At 46.3% G+C, this 19176-nt stretch carries 16 protein-coding genes; 12 read left to right on the top strand and 4 right to left on the bottom strand.

Features of this window, described 5'->3' with window-relative positions:
* Positions 1–10 precede the first annotated feature (10 nt).
* The 4 genes from B5D50_RS02130 to plsY all read right to left on the bottom strand — a co-directional run bounded on the left by B5D50_RS02130 (position 11) and on the right by plsY (position 5032).
* Positions 11–2998, bottom strand: coding sequence for a beta strand repeat-containing protein (locus tag B5D50_RS02130; protein WP_078920937.1), 2988 nt, complete (start codon positions 2996–2998; stop codon positions 11–13).
* A 56-nt stretch (positions 2999–3054) separates the two neighbouring features.
* Positions 3055–3579 carry a DUF11 domain-containing protein gene (locus tag B5D50_RS02125; protein ID WP_078920936.1) on the bottom strand — a complete coding sequence of 175 codons (525 nt, stop codon included), beginning with the start codon at positions 3577–3579 and terminating at the stop codon, positions 3055–3057.
* Between the two features lie 140 nt (positions 3580–3719).
* Positions 3720–4412 carry a metal-dependent hydrolase gene (locus B5D50_RS02120; RefSeq protein ID WP_078920935.1) on the bottom strand — a complete coding sequence of 231 codons (693 nt, stop codon included), beginning with the start codon at positions 4410–4412 and terminating at the stop codon, positions 3720–3722.
* 11 nt (positions 4413–4423) lie between these two features.
* Entirely contained in the window at positions 4424–5032 is a 609-nt protein-coding gene (gene plsY / locus B5D50_RS02115) for a glycerol-3-phosphate 1-O-acyltransferase PlsY (RefSeq protein WP_078920934.1), read from the bottom strand.
* Between the two features lie 62 nt (positions 5033–5094).
* Between plsY and bioH the strand changes: the two genes are divergently transcribed.
* From bioH to B5D50_RS02050, 12 genes are all read left to right on the top strand, one after another.
* Positions 5095–5859 (top strand): pimeloyl-ACP methyl ester esterase BioH, encoded by a 765-nt coding sequence (bioH, locus tag B5D50_RS02110; protein ID WP_078921246.1) that lies wholly within the window; start codon positions 5095–5097, stop codon positions 5857–5859.
* Positions 5849–6724, top strand: coding sequence for a malonyl-ACP O-methyltransferase BioC (gene bioC, locus B5D50_RS02105; RefSeq protein WP_078920933.1), 876 nt, complete (start codon positions 5849–5851; stop codon positions 6722–6724). The genes bioH and bioC overlap by 11 nt, the downstream gene beginning before the upstream one ends.
* 73 nt (positions 6725–6797) lie before the next feature.
* Positions 6798–7175: a polyhydroxyalkanoate granule-associated phasin gene (locus B5D50_RS02100; RefSeq protein WP_200807010.1), complete on the top strand. Its 378-nt coding sequence runs from the start codon at positions 6798–6800 to the stop codon at positions 7173–7175.
* A 184-nt stretch (positions 7176–7359) separates the two neighbouring features.
* Positions 7360–8898 carry a trimethylamine methyltransferase family protein gene (locus tag B5D50_RS02095; RefSeq protein WP_078920932.1) on the top strand — a complete coding sequence of 513 codons (1539 nt, stop codon included), beginning with the start codon at positions 7360–7362 and terminating at the stop codon, positions 8896–8898.
* Positions 8899–8910: 12 nt separating this feature from the next.
* On the top strand, positions 8911–9609 hold the full coding sequence (locus B5D50_RS02090) for a corrinoid protein (RefSeq protein ID WP_078920931.1): 699 nt from the start codon (positions 8911–8913) through the stop codon (positions 9607–9609).
* A gap of 30 nt (positions 9610–9639) precedes the next feature.
* Positions 9640–10242: a DUF1638 domain-containing protein gene (locus B5D50_RS02085; RefSeq protein ID WP_078920930.1), complete on the top strand. Its 603-nt coding sequence runs from the start codon at positions 9640–9642 to the stop codon at positions 10240–10242.
* Between the two features lie 5 nt (positions 10243–10247).
* Positions 10248–10553, top strand: coding sequence for a virulence factor (locus B5D50_RS02080; protein WP_078920929.1), 306 nt, complete (start codon positions 10248–10250; stop codon positions 10551–10553).
* A gap of 10 nt (positions 10554–10563) precedes the next feature.
* Positions 10564–11019 carry a methylenetetrahydrofolate reductase C-terminal domain-containing protein gene (locus tag B5D50_RS02075; protein ID WP_078920928.1) on the top strand — a complete coding sequence of 152 codons (456 nt, stop codon included), beginning with the start codon at positions 10564–10566 and terminating at the stop codon, positions 11017–11019.
* 672 nt (positions 11020–11691) lie between these two features.
* Positions 11692–15726: an RHS repeat-associated core domain-containing protein gene (locus B5D50_RS02065; RefSeq protein WP_159448547.1), complete on the top strand. Its 4035-nt coding sequence runs from the start codon at positions 11692–11694 to the stop codon at positions 15724–15726.
* Positions 15723–16820 carry an ankyrin repeat domain-containing protein gene (locus B5D50_RS02060; protein WP_078920925.1) on the top strand — a complete coding sequence of 366 codons (1098 nt, stop codon included), beginning with the start codon at positions 15723–15725 and terminating at the stop codon, positions 16818–16820. The genes B5D50_RS02065 and B5D50_RS02060 overlap by 4 nt, the downstream gene beginning before the upstream one ends.
* Positions 16821–17180: 360 nt before the next feature.
* A complete protein-coding gene (locus B5D50_RS02055) occupies positions 17181–18254 on the top strand; it encodes a methylenetetrahydrofolate reductase (protein WP_078920924.1) in 1074 nt (357 codons plus the stop codon).
* An 11-nt stretch (positions 18255–18265) separates the two neighbouring features.
* Positions 18266–19171, top strand: a complete 906-nt coding sequence (locus tag B5D50_RS02050; protein WP_078920923.1) for a dihydropteroate synthase — start codon at positions 18266–18268, stop codon at positions 19169–19171.
* The last annotated feature ends 5 nt before the right edge of the window (positions 19172–19176 follow it).

Here is a 19176-nt window from a genome sequence, read left to right as displayed (position 1 = left end):
AGATCTAAAATTAATCAACTTTAGTGCTGAATTGGACAGTGGCTGTTTGGCCGGGTAATAAAGTACCACCTGCAGTTGCTGTTGAGCCGGTACCTGCAAAGAAGGATACCGTGCCGCTTACTTGTTCTGCATTGTCACTATCAACTACATCCGTCCGAGCAGCTAAGGCCGCACTACCTAGGGCATACTTCAAACTACCCGCTTTATAGGTGGTATAGGTCGGTACGTTGTCACGCACAATCACATTCAGAGCATTCGTATCACCTTGGTTTTCTGCCACGATATTCCAAATCGCACATTCACCAGGGGCAACTTGAGTACTTAAGTTAGCTGCGAAGGCGCCATCCGCCATGCCATCACAACCAGCGTCATAGGCAACGGTTTTTACTAAGCGTACTTGACCTAAGATCACTGTAGAAATGTCTTCTACGCTGGCATTAGGACCTGCCGTATCAGGACCTGCACCGTCTGTGTCAGTGTCCATATTGGTTGCTGTGACGGTTAAGGTATTGATTTCGCCCGGTGCTGCATCGCTAGGAGCAAACACAATCGGTGTAACGGCTAAAGACACGCCCGCTGGTAAAGTAACCTCTGGGTTGCCGTCATTATCGCTATCTGTCCAAGCAACTGGCACGATAGAGCCACTGTTATCTTTACCATAAACAACATCACCAGGAGCTAATTGGCTAGCGGCTTTATCAGGTACGCCATCGCCAGTGGTGTCTACCATGATGGTATTATTCCAGCCTGCTGTCGTGCCGGGGTTAGCTGCACTCAACTCAAGCGTCTCTTCAGTATTCCCGGTGTTGTCTAATGTGTGTGTATAGTCAACCGAGCCACCTGCTTGGATTTGATCAGAGCCTGGAGGTGTCAAGGCAACTTGACGTAAAGGTGCAACATCCACCGCATCCATCATAATGTCAGATGCGCCAGTGGCTGAAGACAGAACTCGAATAGAGATCAGTTGATCACCATCACCATCAGCATTGGTATCGACTGTGCCATAGTCAGCCGCCGCTTGGGCTGGATCAGCAGAGATCGTAACCACCGCAATATATTTTTTATCGGTCGTGCCTGCAGGGAGTGAAGGCGTGGTCGTGATTGGGGCGCCAGTGCGATTACCTGAGCCATCGGTTGCATAGAATTCTACAGTCCAACCAGCAGGTAAAGTACCTAAGGTTGTGCCATCGCTACCACCAGCATACAGCTTGAATGAGTCAGCAGAACCTGAGTCATTATCAATATAGAAGGGGATTTCTACCTCACCACCAACCGTACCTGAGAAGGTTGGGCGAGCACCGGGGTTAGTACCATCGTTGATGGTATAAGGTGTTGCACCGAGATCATCCACGTTTACGCCGGGGGTTGCACCGTCAGCACTATCCGTTAAGTCCACGCCAGAGGCAGTAATTTCAGCCAACTTTAAGTTAGTGGTATCGCTAGCAGGAGAGACCGCAGGATCAGTAGCCGAGGTAGCCGTTACGGTGGCTGTGAAACCAGCTCCACCATTGTCACCGCTAGTCGTGGATGGTAGTTGAGCCTTAACCATGAAGGTTTTGGTCGCACCTGAAGCTAATGGACCGGTGTCAACTCCACCTTCATTATTGGTGTCAGTGATTTGAACGGTACCGGCTTCATTCCAAATGGTGAAAGTGGTACCAGCAGGGAAATCGCCTCTAGCGATTAATAATTCAAAGGTATCTGTACCCGAGCCATTATTAGTGACATCGACTAAGAATAGGGCTGAAGAGCCTACTGGTGCTTGAGTGACTAGCTGCGTGTTATTCAGAGCGTCATCGTCTTGACCATTGTTAGTGGTGTCAGCAGCGCCGTTATTCTCGCCGGTGTCCGCAGTATTAACGCCATAGTTTTGTGGCAAGACAGTTTGTGTTGGATTGGTTGGAATCGGTTCTTCAGTCGTACCTGGATTACCATCTAAATCGGCCGTTAACCAAGCTGTATTTTTAATAATGTCGCCAGCAGAGCCAGGGATAGCATTATTGTTAAAGGTAGCTGGATCGTATTGTACAACCATGTTGACGCTAACCGTCTGGTTTGGCGCAATCGAGGCATCAATCCCACTAATACCGGCTAAGGCCGCATCGGTTTTATCACCATCATTGTTCAAATCAATGTTAAGTGCTGTTTCGTCCAAAGTGGCTGCAGCAGGTAAAGTATCACCATTCGCAGTTAATAAGCCTGCCGCACTGGTGCTGACTAAAGTCATTGGTGTGCCAGCATTATCGACGGGAATAGCATCATAGATATTCACATCGGTGGCTGCACGATTACCGGTATTGGTAATGGTTAAGGTATAAGTGATTTGGTTGGTTGCTGCATTTAAGACCGCTGATTTGGTGTAGTTCAGCACAGCATCACCAGAAACGGTGATTAAGTCTTGGTTAGTGCCATCTAGGGTATCAGTACCTTTGCTTGGGCTAGCGTCAGTCACTGTGCCGTTCGTAGACGTAGCGGTTAAGATCACGCCCAACTCGTCGCCGGTGGCTGCACTGCTCGGTACGGCTACTGCAATCACCAATTCAGCACTGTCACCAGCGGCTAGGGTTACACTACTAACCTCAGGTTCACCTGCATCGACTAAACCATTACCATTCAGATCACGATAAACCTTCACTGAACCAGCGTTGAGATCGTCAACGATACTACCATCATTGGTCGCGGTTAAGGTATAAGTGTCTGTACCATTACCATTATTGGTTAAGGTGTGTTGAATATATGCGATCTGACCCGCTGTCGCTGTTTTCGTGCTATCGCTGCTTAATTCAGCTTCATAGACTTGCTTAACGGTAATCACCGCTTCATTGGATTGAGCGGAATACTGATTACCAGCGGAGTCTTCATAAGTGACTGTCGCTAAGTTCTTAATGAGGGTACCAGCAGCAGTGGCTGCAACCGCTGGTGCAATACTAACGACTAGACCACCAGCCAACAGTGCGCCTGCACAAACTTGGCTTAGTTTTCTTTTATTGAAGGTCATGAATTGTGACTCTCTCTTGTTTTTATTAATTAGTGACACTTAAGGGTTTGGTTTGATTATTTCACAACAGAGCGATAAGCAAAGTTTTTGACTTCACCTGCATTCAGCGGCTCTTTCATCGTCCAACGTAAGTGGGTATAAGCACTTGGTGGGATGATTTTCTCAACTTTCTTACCATTAGCATCTTTCACCATGCGCTTAACAGGTTCAGTTTCGAAGGTTTTGCCACCGTCGATACTCACTTGTAAATTCGCTTTGGCTTCAGTAAATGCACTTTTGCCAATGTAAGCGGTGACACGTGGCACAGGCCCTGTGACAATCAGATCTTTCAATGGGTTGGTGCTGGTATTTTCGTAAGTCAGTTGATATTCGACAGTTTGGCCAGGTGCTACTTCGCTAGCTGGCTCAAGGACTTCTTTACCTGCTTGATCGGTGCTCACTACATAGGCAGTCATCGTATTTTGCAGTGGCGCTTTTGAGCCTTGAGTATTTGCAATCGCAATACTCCCTGCAATCACCGAAGCTGCCACTAGCAAATAAGCGTAGTCGCGCTTTTTAAACAGGTGAATCTTTGGAAACATGAGTGAACCCCTCTTTACAAGATTTAGTTATTTAATTTTTTGATCTGAAGTTGTGGTCTAATCCTATCAAGGATTACAGAATTCTAACTTAATCTTGGCGGATGTGGTAAAAAAGCCGATAAGTGGAATTTATGGTTGTTTCAGGGGAGTAAACGGCCATTAATAATTTGATAAGTCTGTGGGCTGGTGAAGGTATCCCAGAAGCGTTGTTCACTCGGGGTGGCAAACCAAACTAGAAAGGTCATTCCTAACATAAACAGTGACTTAGCGGGTTTTTTGCCGTCAAATAATTTTAAAGCGCTGCCAAAAGAACGCTTGATTCGATAATTCATAAAATCAACGCTGTAAATTTCATCAAGGATTAAATGTAGAATAAACCCTAAAAATAAGAACAAACCAAGCAGCCATGCGGTGAAGTCGTTTTTACCCAATAGATGATAACTCACCGCTGTCGTGGAAAAAGTAGCAAACAAGGCAGCAAGGATCGAGTGGATAGAGCCGCGATGAGTGGTGTATTTATGAAAAACTTGCCAAAATACAAAGCGAATACTTAAGAAAGCACCAATGCCTACTAACCATAACTCACTGATCGACATCTCATTTTTAACAGAAAATACCATTAAAAAAGCCACAAAGATGCCTAGCATCGAAAACATAATCCGGCTCGGATAAGCATGTTGCAGATCCACATCCGGCAAAATTCCGCCGATAGTACCGACTAAGGCTAGCATCAGAGCATCTTGTTGACTGACTAAACCAACTTGTAAGCATAAAACTGAGAGCAAACCTGAACCCGCCGCTGCCCAAGTGAGGTGTGTATGGAAATTAGCCATGTTGTGAATAGTTACTGGTCGTTATGCTGATCTTGATTATTTATTTTTATTTGGCCTTCTTGGCCAGCGAGTAGATTTTTAATATTGGATTGATGCCGCCACCAAATCAAACCCGTCATCAGTAGCATCCCGCCTGCTAAACTGGCACTGTGAGTAAAGAAATAAAAAATTAACGGCGCGAGGAGGGTGGCAATGAGCGCTGCGAGTGAAGAAATTTTCAGAACCTTAGCAATAAATAACCAAAGCAAGGCAATGCTCAGACCCGCCCAAAAATGTATTCCAAAATACACACCGAGTGCAGTGGCGACCCCTTTACCCCCTTTAAACTGGTAGTAAATCGGGTATAAATGCCCTAAAAAAGCGGCAAAGCCAACGGCAAACAACCAGCCATAGCTTAGGCCGAGCGCTTGCCCTAACAGGACGGGTAACAAGCCCTTGAGCATATCGCCGATGAGTGTAATGATGGCCGCTTTCTTACCACCTACCCGCAAGACATTAGTTGCCCCCGGATTATTCGAGCCAGTGGTGCGTGGATCGGGTAAGCCCATTAATTTGCAGGTAATAATGGCGGTCGAAACTGAACCCATTAAATAAGCCAGTATCAGCAGGGCATAGGACATAGCAGCGTGATCCCTTATTGCTTGTTAGAATGCGCCAACATCATAGCGTGAAAGGAAGAGAATTGTCGCAGCTTTTTACAGTCACTGAAGGGCAGGGTAGGCCGCTGGTGGTGTTGCATGGTTGGGGGATGAACCAACGTGTGTGGCAACCGATTCGGGCGCGCTTGCTCCAACAGGCACAGGTTACTTGGGTTGATCTACCCGGGCATGGACGCAGTTCTGCCCTTAAACTAGGTCAGCTTGAGGCGGTCGTTGAGCAGCTCATCCCGATTATTCCAGACGGGGCAGTGCTGATGGGTTGGTCATTGGGGGGTATCATTGCTCAGGCCTTGGCTCAGCGTTTACCTCAGCAGGTGTCAGCTTTAATGCTGATTGCCACGACCCCGCGTTTCGTCGTCGCTGAAGATTGGCCTTATGCTTTAAGTGCTGAGGTCTTACAGGAGTTTGCGGATAATTTAGCACAGGATTATACCGCGACGGTCAAACGTTTCTTTGCCCTGCAATTTATGGGAGTACGTAGTGATCCAGCGGCTTTGCAGGCTTTGCGCGATCAGATCTTGCAAGAACCTGCGAGTCTAGCTGCCTTAGAAGATGGCTTAGCGATTTTAGGCAGTGCTGATTGTCGGCCAACTCCGGTTAAGCAACCTTGCCTGTGGATTTTAGGGCGCTTAGATAAATTAATCCCTAGTAGTTTAGCGCTGGGTTTACAAACTTTGCATTATCCAGCGGAGCAAATTGTGGTATTGCCTAAAGCAGCTCATCTACCCTTTGTCACTCACCCTGATGAATTTATGAACTTAGTGGAAGATTTCATGCATGCACTTTAAGCACCTACCGAATGAGTTAGCTCACTGCCTTGATCCTTTCAAGACCCGTACTGGGTTTGAGCGTGCCGCACAAACCTATGATGAGGCCGCTGTATTGCAGCGCGAAATTGGTCAGCGTTTAATCGAGCGTTTAGATTATGTGCGCTTGGCTCCAGCCCGTATTTTAGATCTAGGTTGTGGTACCGGGGCGATTAGCCAACAGCTCTTTAGCCGTTATCCCCATGCAGAGGTGATCGGGGTCGATTTGGCTTTGGCGATGGTAACTACGGCCAACACGCGCTTACTGGATCAGCCACAGTTTCACGGCGTGAATGCGGATGTGCAACAGCTGCCCTTGAAGGATGATTGTGCGGAGCTATTAATTTCTAATCTCATGTTGCAGTGGTGCAATGATTTAGTCACTGTTTTTCAAGAGTGTGCACGGGTGATCCGTCCAGATGGTTTGTTGACCTTTACCACATTTGGTCCAGATACTTTGTATGAATTGCGCCAAAGTTGGCAGCAAGTGGATGGCTATACACATGCTAGTCAATTTGTAGATATGCATGATGTCGGGGATGCTTTGCTAGCAGCGGGTTTTCATGATCCGGTTATGGATCGGGAGCTGATCACGGTTACTTATCCGACGGTGAAGGGCTTATTGCAGGATTTAAAAGCGATTGGTGCGAATAATGCGACCTTAGGTCGACATCGTGGTTTGACAGGTAAGCAGCGACTGCAAGACTTTTATCAGGCGTATGAGGCTTACCGTTTGGATCAGGGACTGTATCCGGCGACGTATGAGGTGATTTATGGGCATGCTTGGGCGCCACCGATTAAACCGAGTGCCAAACCAGAGCGCTTTATTCCGATTCGTGTGAATTAAAGTGCATTCGTAGAATGATTTATGCTATATTTGCTGCACTGCAACAATTTAAGCATCTCTCTAGGAGAATAGAGTGGCCAATTCGTCCAAATCATTACCTACACTAGCGTCGGAAGTCGCTTATGCAGCCCCGCAAGTGATCGCTCATCGGCTAACCCGTATGGCGTTAGCGGGTGCGAATCCATCCGCAAAGGATCAACGTGAGTTTTATCGGATGGGAACAGAGAAAGTTGAAGCTTTCTATGAGTCTTGGAATGCCATGCTGCTCCAGACCCTAGAAATTAATCAACGCTTATGGTTTTCCTTCTGGTTTCCGTGGGCAGCACCCGTATCATCCAAGAATCCAGTCGATCAATTAGAGCAAGCCGCGACGCAAATTCTAACCAGTGGTATTAAGCCTGTGCATAAGCGTGCTGTTTCTAATGCAAAACGCTTAAATAAAACTCGTTGAAGCTAAGATTTTAACTAGATCTTAGTGAGATCTTAACCAAAGTCTTAGCGAGATCTTAACTGGGTTTTAGCCGAGACTTAAGCTCTCAAATCTTTGACCTGTCGTGATTGTTTTTATTGATTGACTGTTCAGTCAACGCTATTTAATATGCCAGACATTCATAGGATGTCTGGTGGTAGTGAACATGAGCGAAAGACAAGCACGGCGGGGCGGTGGACGCGATAGTAAACGCGCAGCGCGTCAAGTTTCTCAGACCAAACAAGCGGCCTTTATTGAGCGGCGTATTCCTTATTTCGAGCTGCTCGATGAAGCGAGTCTGGCACTCATCGAAGATAATGCAGATACCCTACTTGAAGAAATTGGCATTGATTTTCGGGATGACCCCGAAGCATTAAGCCTGCTCAAAGCAGGTGGAGCAGATATTCAGGGGGAACGTGTACGCTTTCCGCGTGGTCTGTGTCGTTCGATCATTCAGGCGACTGCACCTAAAGAATTTATCCAACACGCCCGCAATCCAGAGCGTAGTACCGTGATTGGCGGTAGGCGCATGGTATTAGCGCCTGCTTATGGCTCACCGTTTGTGCGTGATCTGGACAAAGGTCGGCGCTACGCCTCAATCGAAGATTTTCGGAATTTTGTCAAGCTGGCTTATATGAGTCCGGGCTTACATCATTCGGGGGGGACGGTGTGCGAACCGGTAGATTTGCCGGTGAATAAGCGTCATTTCGACATGATTTATAGTCACCTCAAATACAGCGATAAACCCTTCATGGGCTCAGTCACTCACCATAGTCGTGCACAAGATACGGTGGACATGGCAAAAATCGTCTTCGGTGAAGCGTTTGCGACCAATAATTGTGTGACCACTAGCTTAATCAATGCTAATTCCCCGATGACTTATGACGATACTATGTTAGGTGCGTTAAAAGTCTATGCCCGCAATATGCAAGCCACGGTGATTTCACCGTTTATTCTCTCCGGTGCGATGTCGCCAGTCACCGTAGTCGGTACGGCGACCCAAATTTTAGCTGAAGCCTTAGCAGGGATGGCGTTTGCACAATTAGTTCGCCCCGGCGCTCCGGTGGTGTTTGGTACTTTCTCAAGTGCGGTCTCTATGCAATCAGGTGCACCGACTTTTGGTGGGCCTGAACCTAGCTTAGTCATGTATACCGTGGCTGCCCTTGCGCGGCGTTTGGGAGTACCTTTCCGTAGTGGTGGTGGTTTATGTGCTTCTAAGCTAGCGGATGCGCAAGCGGCTTATGAGGCAGCGAATACTTTGCAAACTGCGGCCTTAGCAGGGGTAAATTTCATGCTGCATACCGCTGGCTGGTTGGAAGGTGGCTTAGTCATGGGCTATGAAAAGTTCATGATGGATGTCGACCAAGCGAATATGCTATCCGTGCTGTTAGGTGGGGTGGATATGAGCGAAAATGGTCAAGCTCTGGAGGCTTTCCGTGAAGTGGGGCCGGGTAAGCATTTCTTGGGTGCAGCCCATACTCAGCGCAATTTTGAAACGGCTTTCTATCGGTCTACTCTTGCAGATAACAATAGTTTTGAGCAATGGACCGAAGAGGGTGGGCAAGATATGGCGCAGCGTGCCAATACACAGTGGAAGCGCGTACTAGCAGATTATGAGTTGCCACCGATGGATCCAGCGATTGACGAAGCTTTGCTCGAGTTTATAGCAAAGCGCAAAGCAGACTTCCCCGATAAAGATTATTAAGGAGCACCAGTAATGGCAGAAGACTACGATGATGATGAGCTGATTCTTGCTGAGTTAGATGACGAAGAGTTAGTCGCGCAGATGCATGATGACTTGTATGACGGTTTAAAAGATGAAATCGTCGAAGGGGTCAATATTCTGCTAGAACGTGGCTGGGGTGCAGATAAAGTTCTGACGGAAGCTTTGGTGGAGGGGATGCGGATTGTGGGGGTCGACTTCCGTGATGGCATCCTCTTCGTGCCTGAAGTGTTGTTAGCCGCGAATGCGATGAAAGGTGGCATGGCTATCCTGCGCCCGCTATTAGCAGAAACTGGCGCTAAACCGATTGGTAAAATGGTGATTGGTACGGTCAAAGGCGATATTCACGATATCGGCAAAAACCTCGTGACGATGATGATGGAAGGTGCTGGTTTTGAAGTGATTGATTTAGGGATCAATAATTCTGTTGATGATTATTTGAATGCTTTAGAAGAGCATAAACCCGATATTCTGGGCATGTCTGCCTTGTTAACCACGACGATGCCGTATATGAAAGTAGTGATTGATGCTTTGGTCGAAAAAGGGATTCGTGAGGATTATATTGTTTTGGTCGGTGGCGCACCTTTAAATGAAGAGTTTGGTAAGGCGGTAGGCGCAGACGCTTATTGTCGTGATGCTGCCTCGGCTTCTAGCACCGGAGTCGCGATGGTTCAACAGCGGCAAGCCGCTTAAGCTCGCTTCAACCATGTCAGTTTAAGCATAATGTCAGCTCAAGTAGAGCCAGTCTTAGTGCTGGCCTGTGGTGCGATAGCTCGAGAGATTCAGCAACTTAAAAGCTTAAATGGCTGGGAACATCTCAAATTAAAATGCCTCGAAGCGGATTTGCATAATCGCCCTGAGCGTATCCCTGAGCGTGTTAGAGCGGAAATTCAACGTCATCGTGGGCAATATTCGCAAGTTTTCGTGGCGTATGCGGATTGTGGTACAGGGGGCTTGTTGGATCGAGTGCTTGCAGCTGAGGGTGTGGAGCGCTTACCCGGTGCTCATTGTTATGCCTTTTTTGCGGGTCAGCAGGCCTTTGCTGAATTGGCTGAAGCTGAGTTAGGGAGTTTTTATTTAACCGATTTTCTCGCTAGGCATTTTGAACGTTTAGTCGTTAAGGGTATGCAGCTCGATCAGCACCCTGAGCTGCTACCGATGTATTTCAATCATTATCGGCGCTTGGTTTATCTGGCACAAACCTCAAATCCTGATCTGCTCGCAAAAGCACAAGCAGCGGCTGAGTATTTGCACTTGGAGTTTAAACTAGTGCCAACTGGTTATGGTGAGTTAGCCACAGAATTAGCGCGTATTGCGCAAAGGTGAAAGCAATGGCAGAACGTGTTGTCGTCTACTGGCGTGATATTCCCTCGCAGGTCATTTTGAAAAAAGGTCGCATCAAAGGCAAAGCCCTACTCAGTGAAAGATTCCAAGAAGCAATTGATAAGGCAGCGATTCGTGCAGGCAAAGCAGGCACGGATGACTATGTGGCTGAATGGCATCGAGTGACTAGCGAAGTGGAGGTCGGCGCTGATTTAGATGCAGCTGCACACGCAGAGGTGGCTTTGTTAGAAGCTCAATTCCCTGCCGAAGTTTTAGAACAAGTGATACGCAATGGCGGCCTAGTCACTGCTTGAGGAGATTGCTATGTATGCGATGCGTCGTTGGTCAGCTAGGCATTCAAATACGCTGAAAGCCATCTATCACCAGATTGAAAATGCGCTGGTCAAACTCTATCCGCGCTTAGAAAAAATCGGCCTTGAAAAAATCGAAAAGCCGTTAATGTTTATTGAAAAGCCTGCCAAAAGATTTCTATTTGATTCGCAATCGTGTGGGCAATGTACGCTAGGTTCAACTGGCATGTCCTGCCCGATGAATTGCCCCAAAACCATCCGCAATGGCCCTTGTGGTGGCGTGCGTGCTAATGGTAAATGCGAAGTTAAACCGGAAATGGATTGCGTCTGGGTGGTCGCTTGGGAAGGTACGCAAAATCTGAAGCCTGAAGAGCGTGCGATTCAAATTGTACAGCCGATGTTGGATTGGCGTTTGAAAGGGAAGTCAGCTTGGTTGAGGTCAGCTGAGCAGCGCATTCGCAATCTTTAAGTAAGCAGTTCGGTGAAGTGCGATAGGGCACGAAACTAGCTACTCTCACTGCAGGTGCTTAATTTATTATGACCTTAGCGGGTTTTTCTTTGCTTCATAAGTTATTAATTAGTCTAATTAGAGTAAGTTTATTGGGCAAATAAGCACATAGACATAAATTTTAATATGCGAATGCTTTGATAAAAAAATGTATTGCAACAAAAATAAGTGAGAAATTAGCTTGACCACTTACACTATATTGGCAAAACTCGAAGTCAACTAAGTTTAATCTTAAATCGTGACTAGCAGAAAGGCTCCTTTGGAGCCTTTTTATTTTTATCGTTTGGTTAATTAATTCAATTACTTGAGTATAATAGTACGAATAAAATTGTAGTGGGTTGTGAATTTTGGTTGATTTTTTTTTTTGCATGGCGATAAAATAAACAACAACCAATATCCACTTACCCATAGGATTAGTTCATGATCTCATATCGGCTACTTACAGCTGCGATATTAACCGCTTTTGCTAACACTGCTTGTAATGATAGTAATAATAATGGTTTAAACTCAGATAGTAACTACTTACCCAAGGTTGCCAGCCGATATTACCTTGCTCCAGAAATATCAGGCAATGGCGCGTCTATTAACAATGTTGACGTTTTCACAGGAAAAATGGCGTATGGCGAAAGTGATATGAGCACCAGTCAACTGGTCTTATTTCGCCAGTTTTCCTCCGTAGGTGTCAGCCCTGGCGTATTGGGCGGTTGGCAGCACAACTACAACACTAGCCTTGATGCAGGCGGCATCCCCATCACCGAATGGCAAGGCGTAAAAAGCTCTGAATACTCTGATGCTAAAGCGGCTTGCGAATCGGGTTGGCAGCAAATCAGCGGCACTGCCTACAACGGTCAACTGCAAATCGCTGATGCTGTATTTAACGCCGGATTGTGCGAACTTAAACTCAACGGTACAACCGTGGCTCGTCTACCCGTGCAAGGCAGTGACGGCAACAGCAGCTACCCCATCCACATCCTCACCCGTGCTGATGGCAGCCGCATCACCTTCTACGAACAAGACGGTGAATGGGCAACCACTACCCGCGAACCTTACCAACTGGAATCGACCGCTCGTGGCTGGAGTGTCACTACGCCGGATGGCAGTGTAGAAAGCTACAACCTTGCAGGCAAGCCTGACAGCATCACTAACCCACAAGGGCAAACCACTACCCTCAGCTACTACACTTCGACTTCGCTCAGCGCGGGGCAACTGGAAAAAGTCACCAGCCCTTTCGGTCAAAGCCTGACCTTCAGCTACACCTATGGCAAACTTACCCAAGCAAAAAGTGCCGCAGGCACAACCACTTACACCTACGGAGCAGACGGCAAACTGTCGCAAGTCACGCTCTCCGACGGCAGCACCCACAGCTACACCTACACCGACGGCAAGCTCGACAGCATCACCGATGCAACGGGCGCAGTGGTTGCACGCTACACTTATGACCAAGACGGGCGCGTCATTCACAGCGAAGCCGCAGCAGGCACACAAGCCCGCGCCTTCGCCTACAACGGTGCAGAAACCAGTGTCACCGACGTAGCCAACGCCACCACCGACACCTACGCCCACCGCATCATCCAAGGCCTCGCACGGGCAACCCGCAGCACCGATAGCGCAGGCGCAACCGACACTACCGAATACGACGCGAACGGCTATCCCACCAAAAGCGTGGACAAAAATGGTCTTGTCACCCTGATCACATGGAACGCCCGTGGCTTGCCCGAATCCACCACCACCGCCGCAGGCACAGCGCAAGCTCGTACCACGCTAACCGAATGGCATCCCCACTTCCGCAAACCTATCAAAACCATTGAAGCAGGAAAAGTTACCTTATATGAGTATGATGCTAATGGTAGGTTGATTAATACCACAAAAGGTACATCAAGTGCTCCTACCGCCCGCCTTTCGAATACTCAGATTAATTCTCAGCTAGCTGCGATGCGTCGATTGAAGAGTCGGTCTGATATTCAGGCAAGTGGTTTGGAAATGAGCGAAACTAGTATAGCTTATAATCGCCTTGGTCAATCTATAGTGGAGGTTGCCGAGAATGGAGCGCTATCCACAAAGATCTATGATGCGCATGGTAATCATATAACTACTGTTAATGCCTTAGGACATACTCGCAAAATTTTGAAATATGATGCAGCTGGGCGTGTTTTACGGTCACGTGACATCAATGGGGTAGTGACTGAAAGTCATTATGATGCGGGCGGACGTCTTATCAGCATCACCAGTAATGGGAAGGCCACTCACTATGAATACGACAGAGCTGGTCGTGAGACGAAGGTGACTTATGCAGATGGTAGTATAGATCGTACTATCTATGATTCGGCTGGAAATATCAGTAGCACTATTACCTCCCAAGGTAATACAACAATGTATACCTATGATGCAAATAATAACCAACTCTCTGAATCCATTTCTGATGTGACGGGTCAAGTTGTTCGGCGCAATCAGCGTGAATATAATGATCGTAATCAACTCACCAAACTGATTGATTCGGAAGGTCATACGAGCATTTATAGCTATGATAAAGTTGGTAATCAAACTAGTGCAATAGATGCTCTAGGTCGCGTAACGACCTATGAATATGATGCCCAAAATCGCTTAGTGAAGAGTACTGACCCTGCAGGTGGTGTAACACAGTATGCTTATGATGCCAATGGCAACCGTATACTCGTGGTTGCAGCGAATGGCACTAAAACTACTTATTTATATGATGATCAGAATCATGTGGTTAGTGAGACAAGTGCTGACCGTGGTGATATGAGACAAACTTATGATATTAGTGAGAATCTAAAGTCGAGTACTGATGCGAATGGTAATCAAGTGGTGCATAGCTATGATTTATTGAATCGTAAGGTCAAAACGACTTGGTCAGATGGCAGCACAGCGATATATACCTATGATGCTTGTCATAATGGGATCGGCAGACTGTGTCAATTGACGGATAGCAGTGGTAGTACGACTTATGGTTATGATAGTGAGGGTCATGTCGTTCGTAAGGTACAAAGCATAGGGGATATATCGTTAGTTCATAGCTATCGTTATACCGTTGATGGCAAGCTACAAAGCGAAACCTTACCGAGTGGTAGGGTCGTTAGTTATACCTATGCGCAAGATAAATTGCTTAGCATCAGCCTGAACGGAAAGATTCATTTAAGCCACATTGTTTATAATGCTATAGGGCAAGTGACGAGTTGGCAGTGGTCAGATGGTACAAGCTATCGGAAAACCTATGATGCAATGGGCAGACTCAAAAGCTTTCCACTCGGTCATATCACTCGGACTTTGGCCTATGATGCAGTTAGTCATATTATTAGCTGGAGTGACCGTGGTGATAGTACAAAAACTAAGCGCTTTCGTTACGACGTGTTGGGGCGTTTAGCTGGCTATAGTACCCATTCCGAATCTCAAGTATTTCAATATGATGCGAATGGTAATCGTACTGTGAAGACGAATAATGGCCTGAATACGTTTTACGGTATTCAAGCTGATAGCAATCGGTTGGTGTCTATGGGCAGCATGAGTCATACTTTAGATGCTAATGGCAATTTGTTGAATGATGGAGAGCATAGTTATACCTACAATGCTCAAAACCGCTTAGCGAGTGTGGATGACATCACAAACTACACATATAACGCGGATGAACAGCGAGTGAAGAAAGTGGTCGGACAAACGACGACTTATTATGCTTGGGACAACGATCAGATCATCGGTGAATATGTTCAGGGTGTGACGGGCTTACAGTCTAGTGAAACCATCTACTTAGGTTCTACCCCCATTGCCCTGATCCAGAACGGCAACATTTACCGCATCTATGCCGACCAAATCGACACCCCGCGAGTCATCACCGATGCCACAGGCAAAACCGTTTGGACGTGGGATAGCAAGCCGTTTGGCGAAACCCTGCCCGATACAGACCCCGATAAGGATGGTTTGAGCTTGCACTACAACCAGCGTTTCCCCGGACAGACCTATGATGCTGAAACGGGGCTGCATTATAATTTCCATCGGGATTACAATCCACAGACAGGGCGGTATGTGCAAAGTGATCCGATTGGCTTGGATGGGGGAATGAATTCGTTTGGGTATGTAGAAGGAAGTCCAGCGGTAGCATGGGATATGCTAGGACATGCGCCTACTTATATTAAAGGTACTTTAAATAGAACGATTGATATTTCTTTGGATATTCATAATGATACAACAGACATAGATCAAGCAATAAGTATTATGAGGATGTTTCCAAAAATTAAGTTTACGGTCTATATATTTGGAGAGCACATGAATAGTGCTATTGATCTAAGGGACGGAGGAGCAAAGATAATTGGATTGCATATAAATCCAGTTAATGACTCTGCGGCTACTATGATACAAAAAGTCAACGCATTTTATCGGGGTAGCCCAGCCTCAATTCATGGCAGTGCAACAACAACTACTCTTGCATCAGGAGTAATGAGTGCATTAGTGGCTAGGGGTGCTCCTTTTGTGAGAGCGGCTGGCCCTAAAGGAAACTCTAATGTAAAACCACGAGTTGTGCCTACCTTTAGTGAAGCTAATACAATATCAAGTATTCAAAAAGATCCAACGATTACCCATTATTTTGGACATCCAAATCGAATCACAGCACCAGTAAAGTCTGTACTATCTTATTTTAATCAGAACGCATTATGAATAAATATTCTTTTAAATTGGTAATTAGGTTTTCATCGATTGTTTTTTTGTTAGTTTTTGGTTGCGTGAACTATCTTCATGCAGAGGAAAGGGTGAAGTATCTCTCGGGTCAAAAAAATATACTGAATAATAAGCAAATTCGCTTATTAGATACTCACGCAGCCAATGCATTATCAGCGTGCGACTTTATATATACCGGAGCACCTATTGGTAATATAGCAGGTGATATGATTTATAAATGTATTGAAAGCGCAGATCATTGGTTTTATTCCAATGGTTATAAAAATATAGGATTGTCTGATAAACAGATTTATGACTTTCATGGGCAGTCTTTAAACATAAAGATGCCCAGTGGACTTCCCGACGAACAGCTTAGGAAGTTTCATATCCTAGATGATTATCTTGGTAATAAGCTATTACCCTATATTTTAGCAATGTCTAGGATAGATCAGGCTAAGTTGTTAAGAAAAATAGCTTTTTTTTATTCTGATAATTTAGTTTTTATTCAAACTATGATAAATAAAGGAGTATCTGTAAAAGATGTGTTGTTACGCCAGATTGGCGAAGGAGGAGCACTTTGGGCTCCCTGTGAGGCTTATCATTTATTCTTAAAACAGAACATTAAACTTTATAAGGATAATAAAACACTCTATGAACCCATACCGGATTTTGATGGGAAAAAGGGTATAAATTCATCCTATCGTTGGGAGGATTTGCATCACTTAAGTGATCACACCTATAACGTATGCCCTGAAGCAATAGAGAAGCTAGCACGAGCAAACTCTGCTTTGTTGAACAAAAGACAGAGTTATGGTGGCGTTACCCCTTTACATCTTTATCTCAGTGGGTTGGATGTTAATATAGAACTAGTAAGTAAATTGCTCACATCCGCCAATATAAACATGAAGACAAGCCTTGGTAATACACCATTACATGAGTTTCTTATCAACAATAAAGGCTCAACTAACATCAATCAACAGATTATCAAAATGATGATTGTACGAGGTGCAAATATCAATATAAAGAATAACAAAGGCGTGACGGTAAAAGATTTGATCCTAAAGCATCCCGGTTTATCTGGGTTTTTTAAATAAAACCAGAAACTGGCCAGCTTACTAAATTTTATCTTGAATCGTGATTAGCAGAGCAGAAAGACTCTTTTGGGAGTCTTTCTGTTTTTCAGCGATGAGCCATAAGACCAGCATAATATTCATACAAGAAAAATTGCCATTTGCTCCTAAAGTTGAACTATTCTACCTCTGTTCTCAGGGTTGACCCATGACCAGTTAAACCATTTTCAAGCTAGCTTACTGTTAGTGACTCGTTCATTGGCTAATACTGATTGACTGTTCAATCAATCAAATCTAACATGCTTTCAGCACACTAGTGCAGCGATTTTGCGCTTGCAACTAGCCAACAGAATAGCCAGTAGTCAATCTCTCGGAGCTGCGTCCATGAGTGAAATTCTAAGAAGAAGCCAATTACCCTCTTTTTCCTATGCTGATGAGCCTACGCCCGGAGAAAATTTAGCCATTTTACCGAATCATGTCTCCCCCGGACGTTTAGAGCGAGTATTACGTGCCGGGCATTTTGCGGTGACCACTGAAATTGCTCCGCCTGATTCGGCTGACCCTGCTGAAGTTTACACCCGCGCCAAGCTCTTTGACGGTTATGTGGATGCAATGAATGCCACTGATGGCTCGGGTGCGCATTGCCATATGTCGAGCGTGGGCATGTGTTCGCTGCTCACGCGCAAAGGCTATGCGATGGTGATGCAGATTTCTTGCCGTGACCGTAACCGGATTGCGATTCAAGGTGATGTGCTCGGTGCGGCGGCGATGGGCGTTTGCAATATCCTCTGCCTGAGCGGTGATGGTGTGCAATCTGGTGATCATCCAGAAGCCAAGCCCGTCTTTGATTTGGATAGTATGACTGCGCTGAATACGATTCGTACCATGCGTGATGAAAGTCGTTTTCTGAGTGGGCGTAAGCTCACCTTTCCACCGCGCGTCTTTTTAGGGGGAGCTGCTAATCCGTTCGCGCCCCCTTTCGACTATCGCCCTTTGCGGCTAGCGAAGAAAATTGCGGCGGGCGCGCAGTTTGTGCAAACCCAATATTGCTTTGATATGGGCATGTTCAAAACCTATATACAGAAAGTGCGCGATTTAGGTTTGCACGAGCAAGTGTTTATTCTGCTCGGCGTTGGCCCTTTAGCCTCTGCGAAAACGGCAGAATGGATTCGAAGTAATGTGGCGGGGGTACATATTCCCGATAGCATTATCAGTCGCTTAAAAGGTGCACAGAATCAAAAGCAGGAAGGCATCAATATTTGTATTGATATGATCAATGAAGCGCGCGAAATTCAAGGCGTACATGGGGTGCATATTATGGCTTATCGCCAAGAGCACAATGTCGCGGAAATTGTCGAGCGCTCGGGTGCACTGGAAGGACGTACCCCTTGGCACCCTGGTATATACGAATCCAGCACCACCACTGCAACACAAGAACTTCAACCGACTACTCCATAGGAAGCATCAGTATGACCGTGACCATTATTAGCTCACCGACTAGGGAAGTGCGTATTGGCTTTGATGAGCCTTTTGTCATCATTGGCGAGCGTATCAATCCGACGGGCCGCAAAATTCTCGCCGAAGAAATGAAAAATGGCGATTACAGCCGTGTGCAAGCGGATGCGCTCGCTCAGGTTGAAGCAGGTGCTCATATGCTGGATGTGAATGCAGGCATTCCACTCGCGGATGAACCTCGGATTCTGGCGGAAGTGATTCAGCTCGTGCAGTCGATTACGAATGTTCCGCTGTGTATTGACTCGTCGATTATTGCTGCACTCGAAGCGGGTTTGGCTGTGTATCAAGGTCGGGCTTTAGTCAATTCAGTCACGGGTGAAGATGAAAGTTTAGAGCGAGTTTTACCGTTAGTCGCTAGGTATGGGGCTTCAGTAGTCGCAATTTCTAATGATGAAACGGGTATTTCCCAAGATATTAATGTGCGCTATAACGTCGCTAAGAAAATTGTCGAGCGGGCTGCTGATCATGGGATTTCCCGGGATCGAGTAGTTGTTGACCCCTTAGTCATGCCAATTGGAGCGATTAATGATTCTGGTCGTCAAGTCATGGCTTTAGTGCGGCGCTTACGCGAAGAGCTAAAAGTGAATACCACCTGTGGCGCGTCTAATGTCAGCTTTGGTTTGCCGAATCGGAATGGGATCAATAGTGCTTTCTTAACGATGGCCATTGGTGCAGGCATGACCTCAGCGATTACTAGCCCTTTACATGCTGAAGTGATGCAAGCCGTACTCGGGGCTGATGTCATGATGGGACATGACCCAAACTGTGCGAATTGGATTCGTAAATATCGTGAGCCAGCCCCTGAAGGTGAAGGTGGTGCACGCGAAGGCCGTGAAAATCGCCGTCGTCGCCGAGCTTAAAGGAA

This window comes from Thiothrix eikelboomii (assembly GCF_900167255.1).
GTDB classification, from domain to species: Bacteria; Pseudomonadota; Gammaproteobacteria; order Thiotrichales; family Thiotrichaceae; genus Thiolinea; species Thiolinea eikelboomii.
This window is presented reverse-complemented; position numbering and strand designations above follow the sequence as displayed.

What these genes read in the sequence shown, in the direction of transcription:
- B5D50_RS02120 (WP_078920935.1), bottom strand. Translation starts at nt 4,412, where the DNA reads ATGGCTAATTTCCATACACACCTCACTTGGGCAGCGGCGGGTTCAGGT.
- B5D50_RS02055 (WP_078920924.1), top strand. Translation starts at nt 17,181, where the DNA reads ATGAGTGAAATTCTAAGAAGAAGCCAATTACCCTCTTTTTCCTATGCT.
- B5D50_RS02080 (WP_078920929.1), top strand. Translation starts at nt 10,248, where the DNA reads ATGGCAGAACGTGTTGTCGTCTACTGGCGTGATATTCCCTCGCAGGTC.
- B5D50_RS02095 (WP_078920932.1), top strand. Translation starts at nt 7,360, where the DNA reads ATGAGCGAAAGACAAGCACGGCGGGGCGGTGGACGCGATAGTAAACGC.
- B5D50_RS02130 (WP_078920937.1), bottom strand. Translation starts at nt 2,998, where the DNA reads ATGACCTTCAATAAAAGAAAACTAAGCCAAGTTTGTGCAGGCGCACTG.
- B5D50_RS02075 (WP_078920928.1), top strand. Translation starts at nt 10,564, where the DNA reads ATGTATGCGATGCGTCGTTGGTCAGCTAGGCATTCAAATACGCTGAAA.
- bioC (WP_078920933.1), top strand. Translation starts at nt 5,849, where the DNA reads ATGCACTTTAAGCACCTACCGAATGAGTTAGCTCACTGCCTTGATCCT.
- B5D50_RS02085 (WP_078920930.1), top strand. Translation starts at nt 9,640, where the DNA reads ATGTCAGCTCAAGTAGAGCCAGTCTTAGTGCTGGCCTGTGGTGCGATA.
- B5D50_RS02065 (WP_159448547.1), top strand. Translation starts at nt 11,692, where the DNA reads ATGAGCACCAGTCAACTGGTCTTATTTCGCCAGTTTTCCTCCGTAGGT.
- B5D50_RS02125 (WP_078920936.1), bottom strand. Translation starts at nt 3,579, where the DNA reads ATGTTTCCAAAGATTCACCTGTTTAAAAAGCGCGACTACGCTTATTTG.
- B5D50_RS02060 (WP_078920925.1), top strand. Translation starts at nt 15,723, where the DNA reads ATGAATAAATATTCTTTTAAATTGGTAATTAGGTTTTCATCGATTGTT.
- B5D50_RS02090 (WP_078920931.1), top strand. Translation starts at nt 8,911, where the DNA reads ATGGCAGAAGACTACGATGATGATGAGCTGATTCTTGCTGAGTTAGAT.
- plsY (WP_078920934.1), bottom strand. Translation starts at nt 5,032, where the DNA reads ATGTCCTATGCCCTGCTGATACTGGCTTATTTAATGGGTTCAGTTTCG.
- B5D50_RS02050 (WP_078920923.1), top strand. Translation starts at nt 18,266, where the DNA reads ATGACCGTGACCATTATTAGCTCACCGACTAGGGAAGTGCGTATTGGC.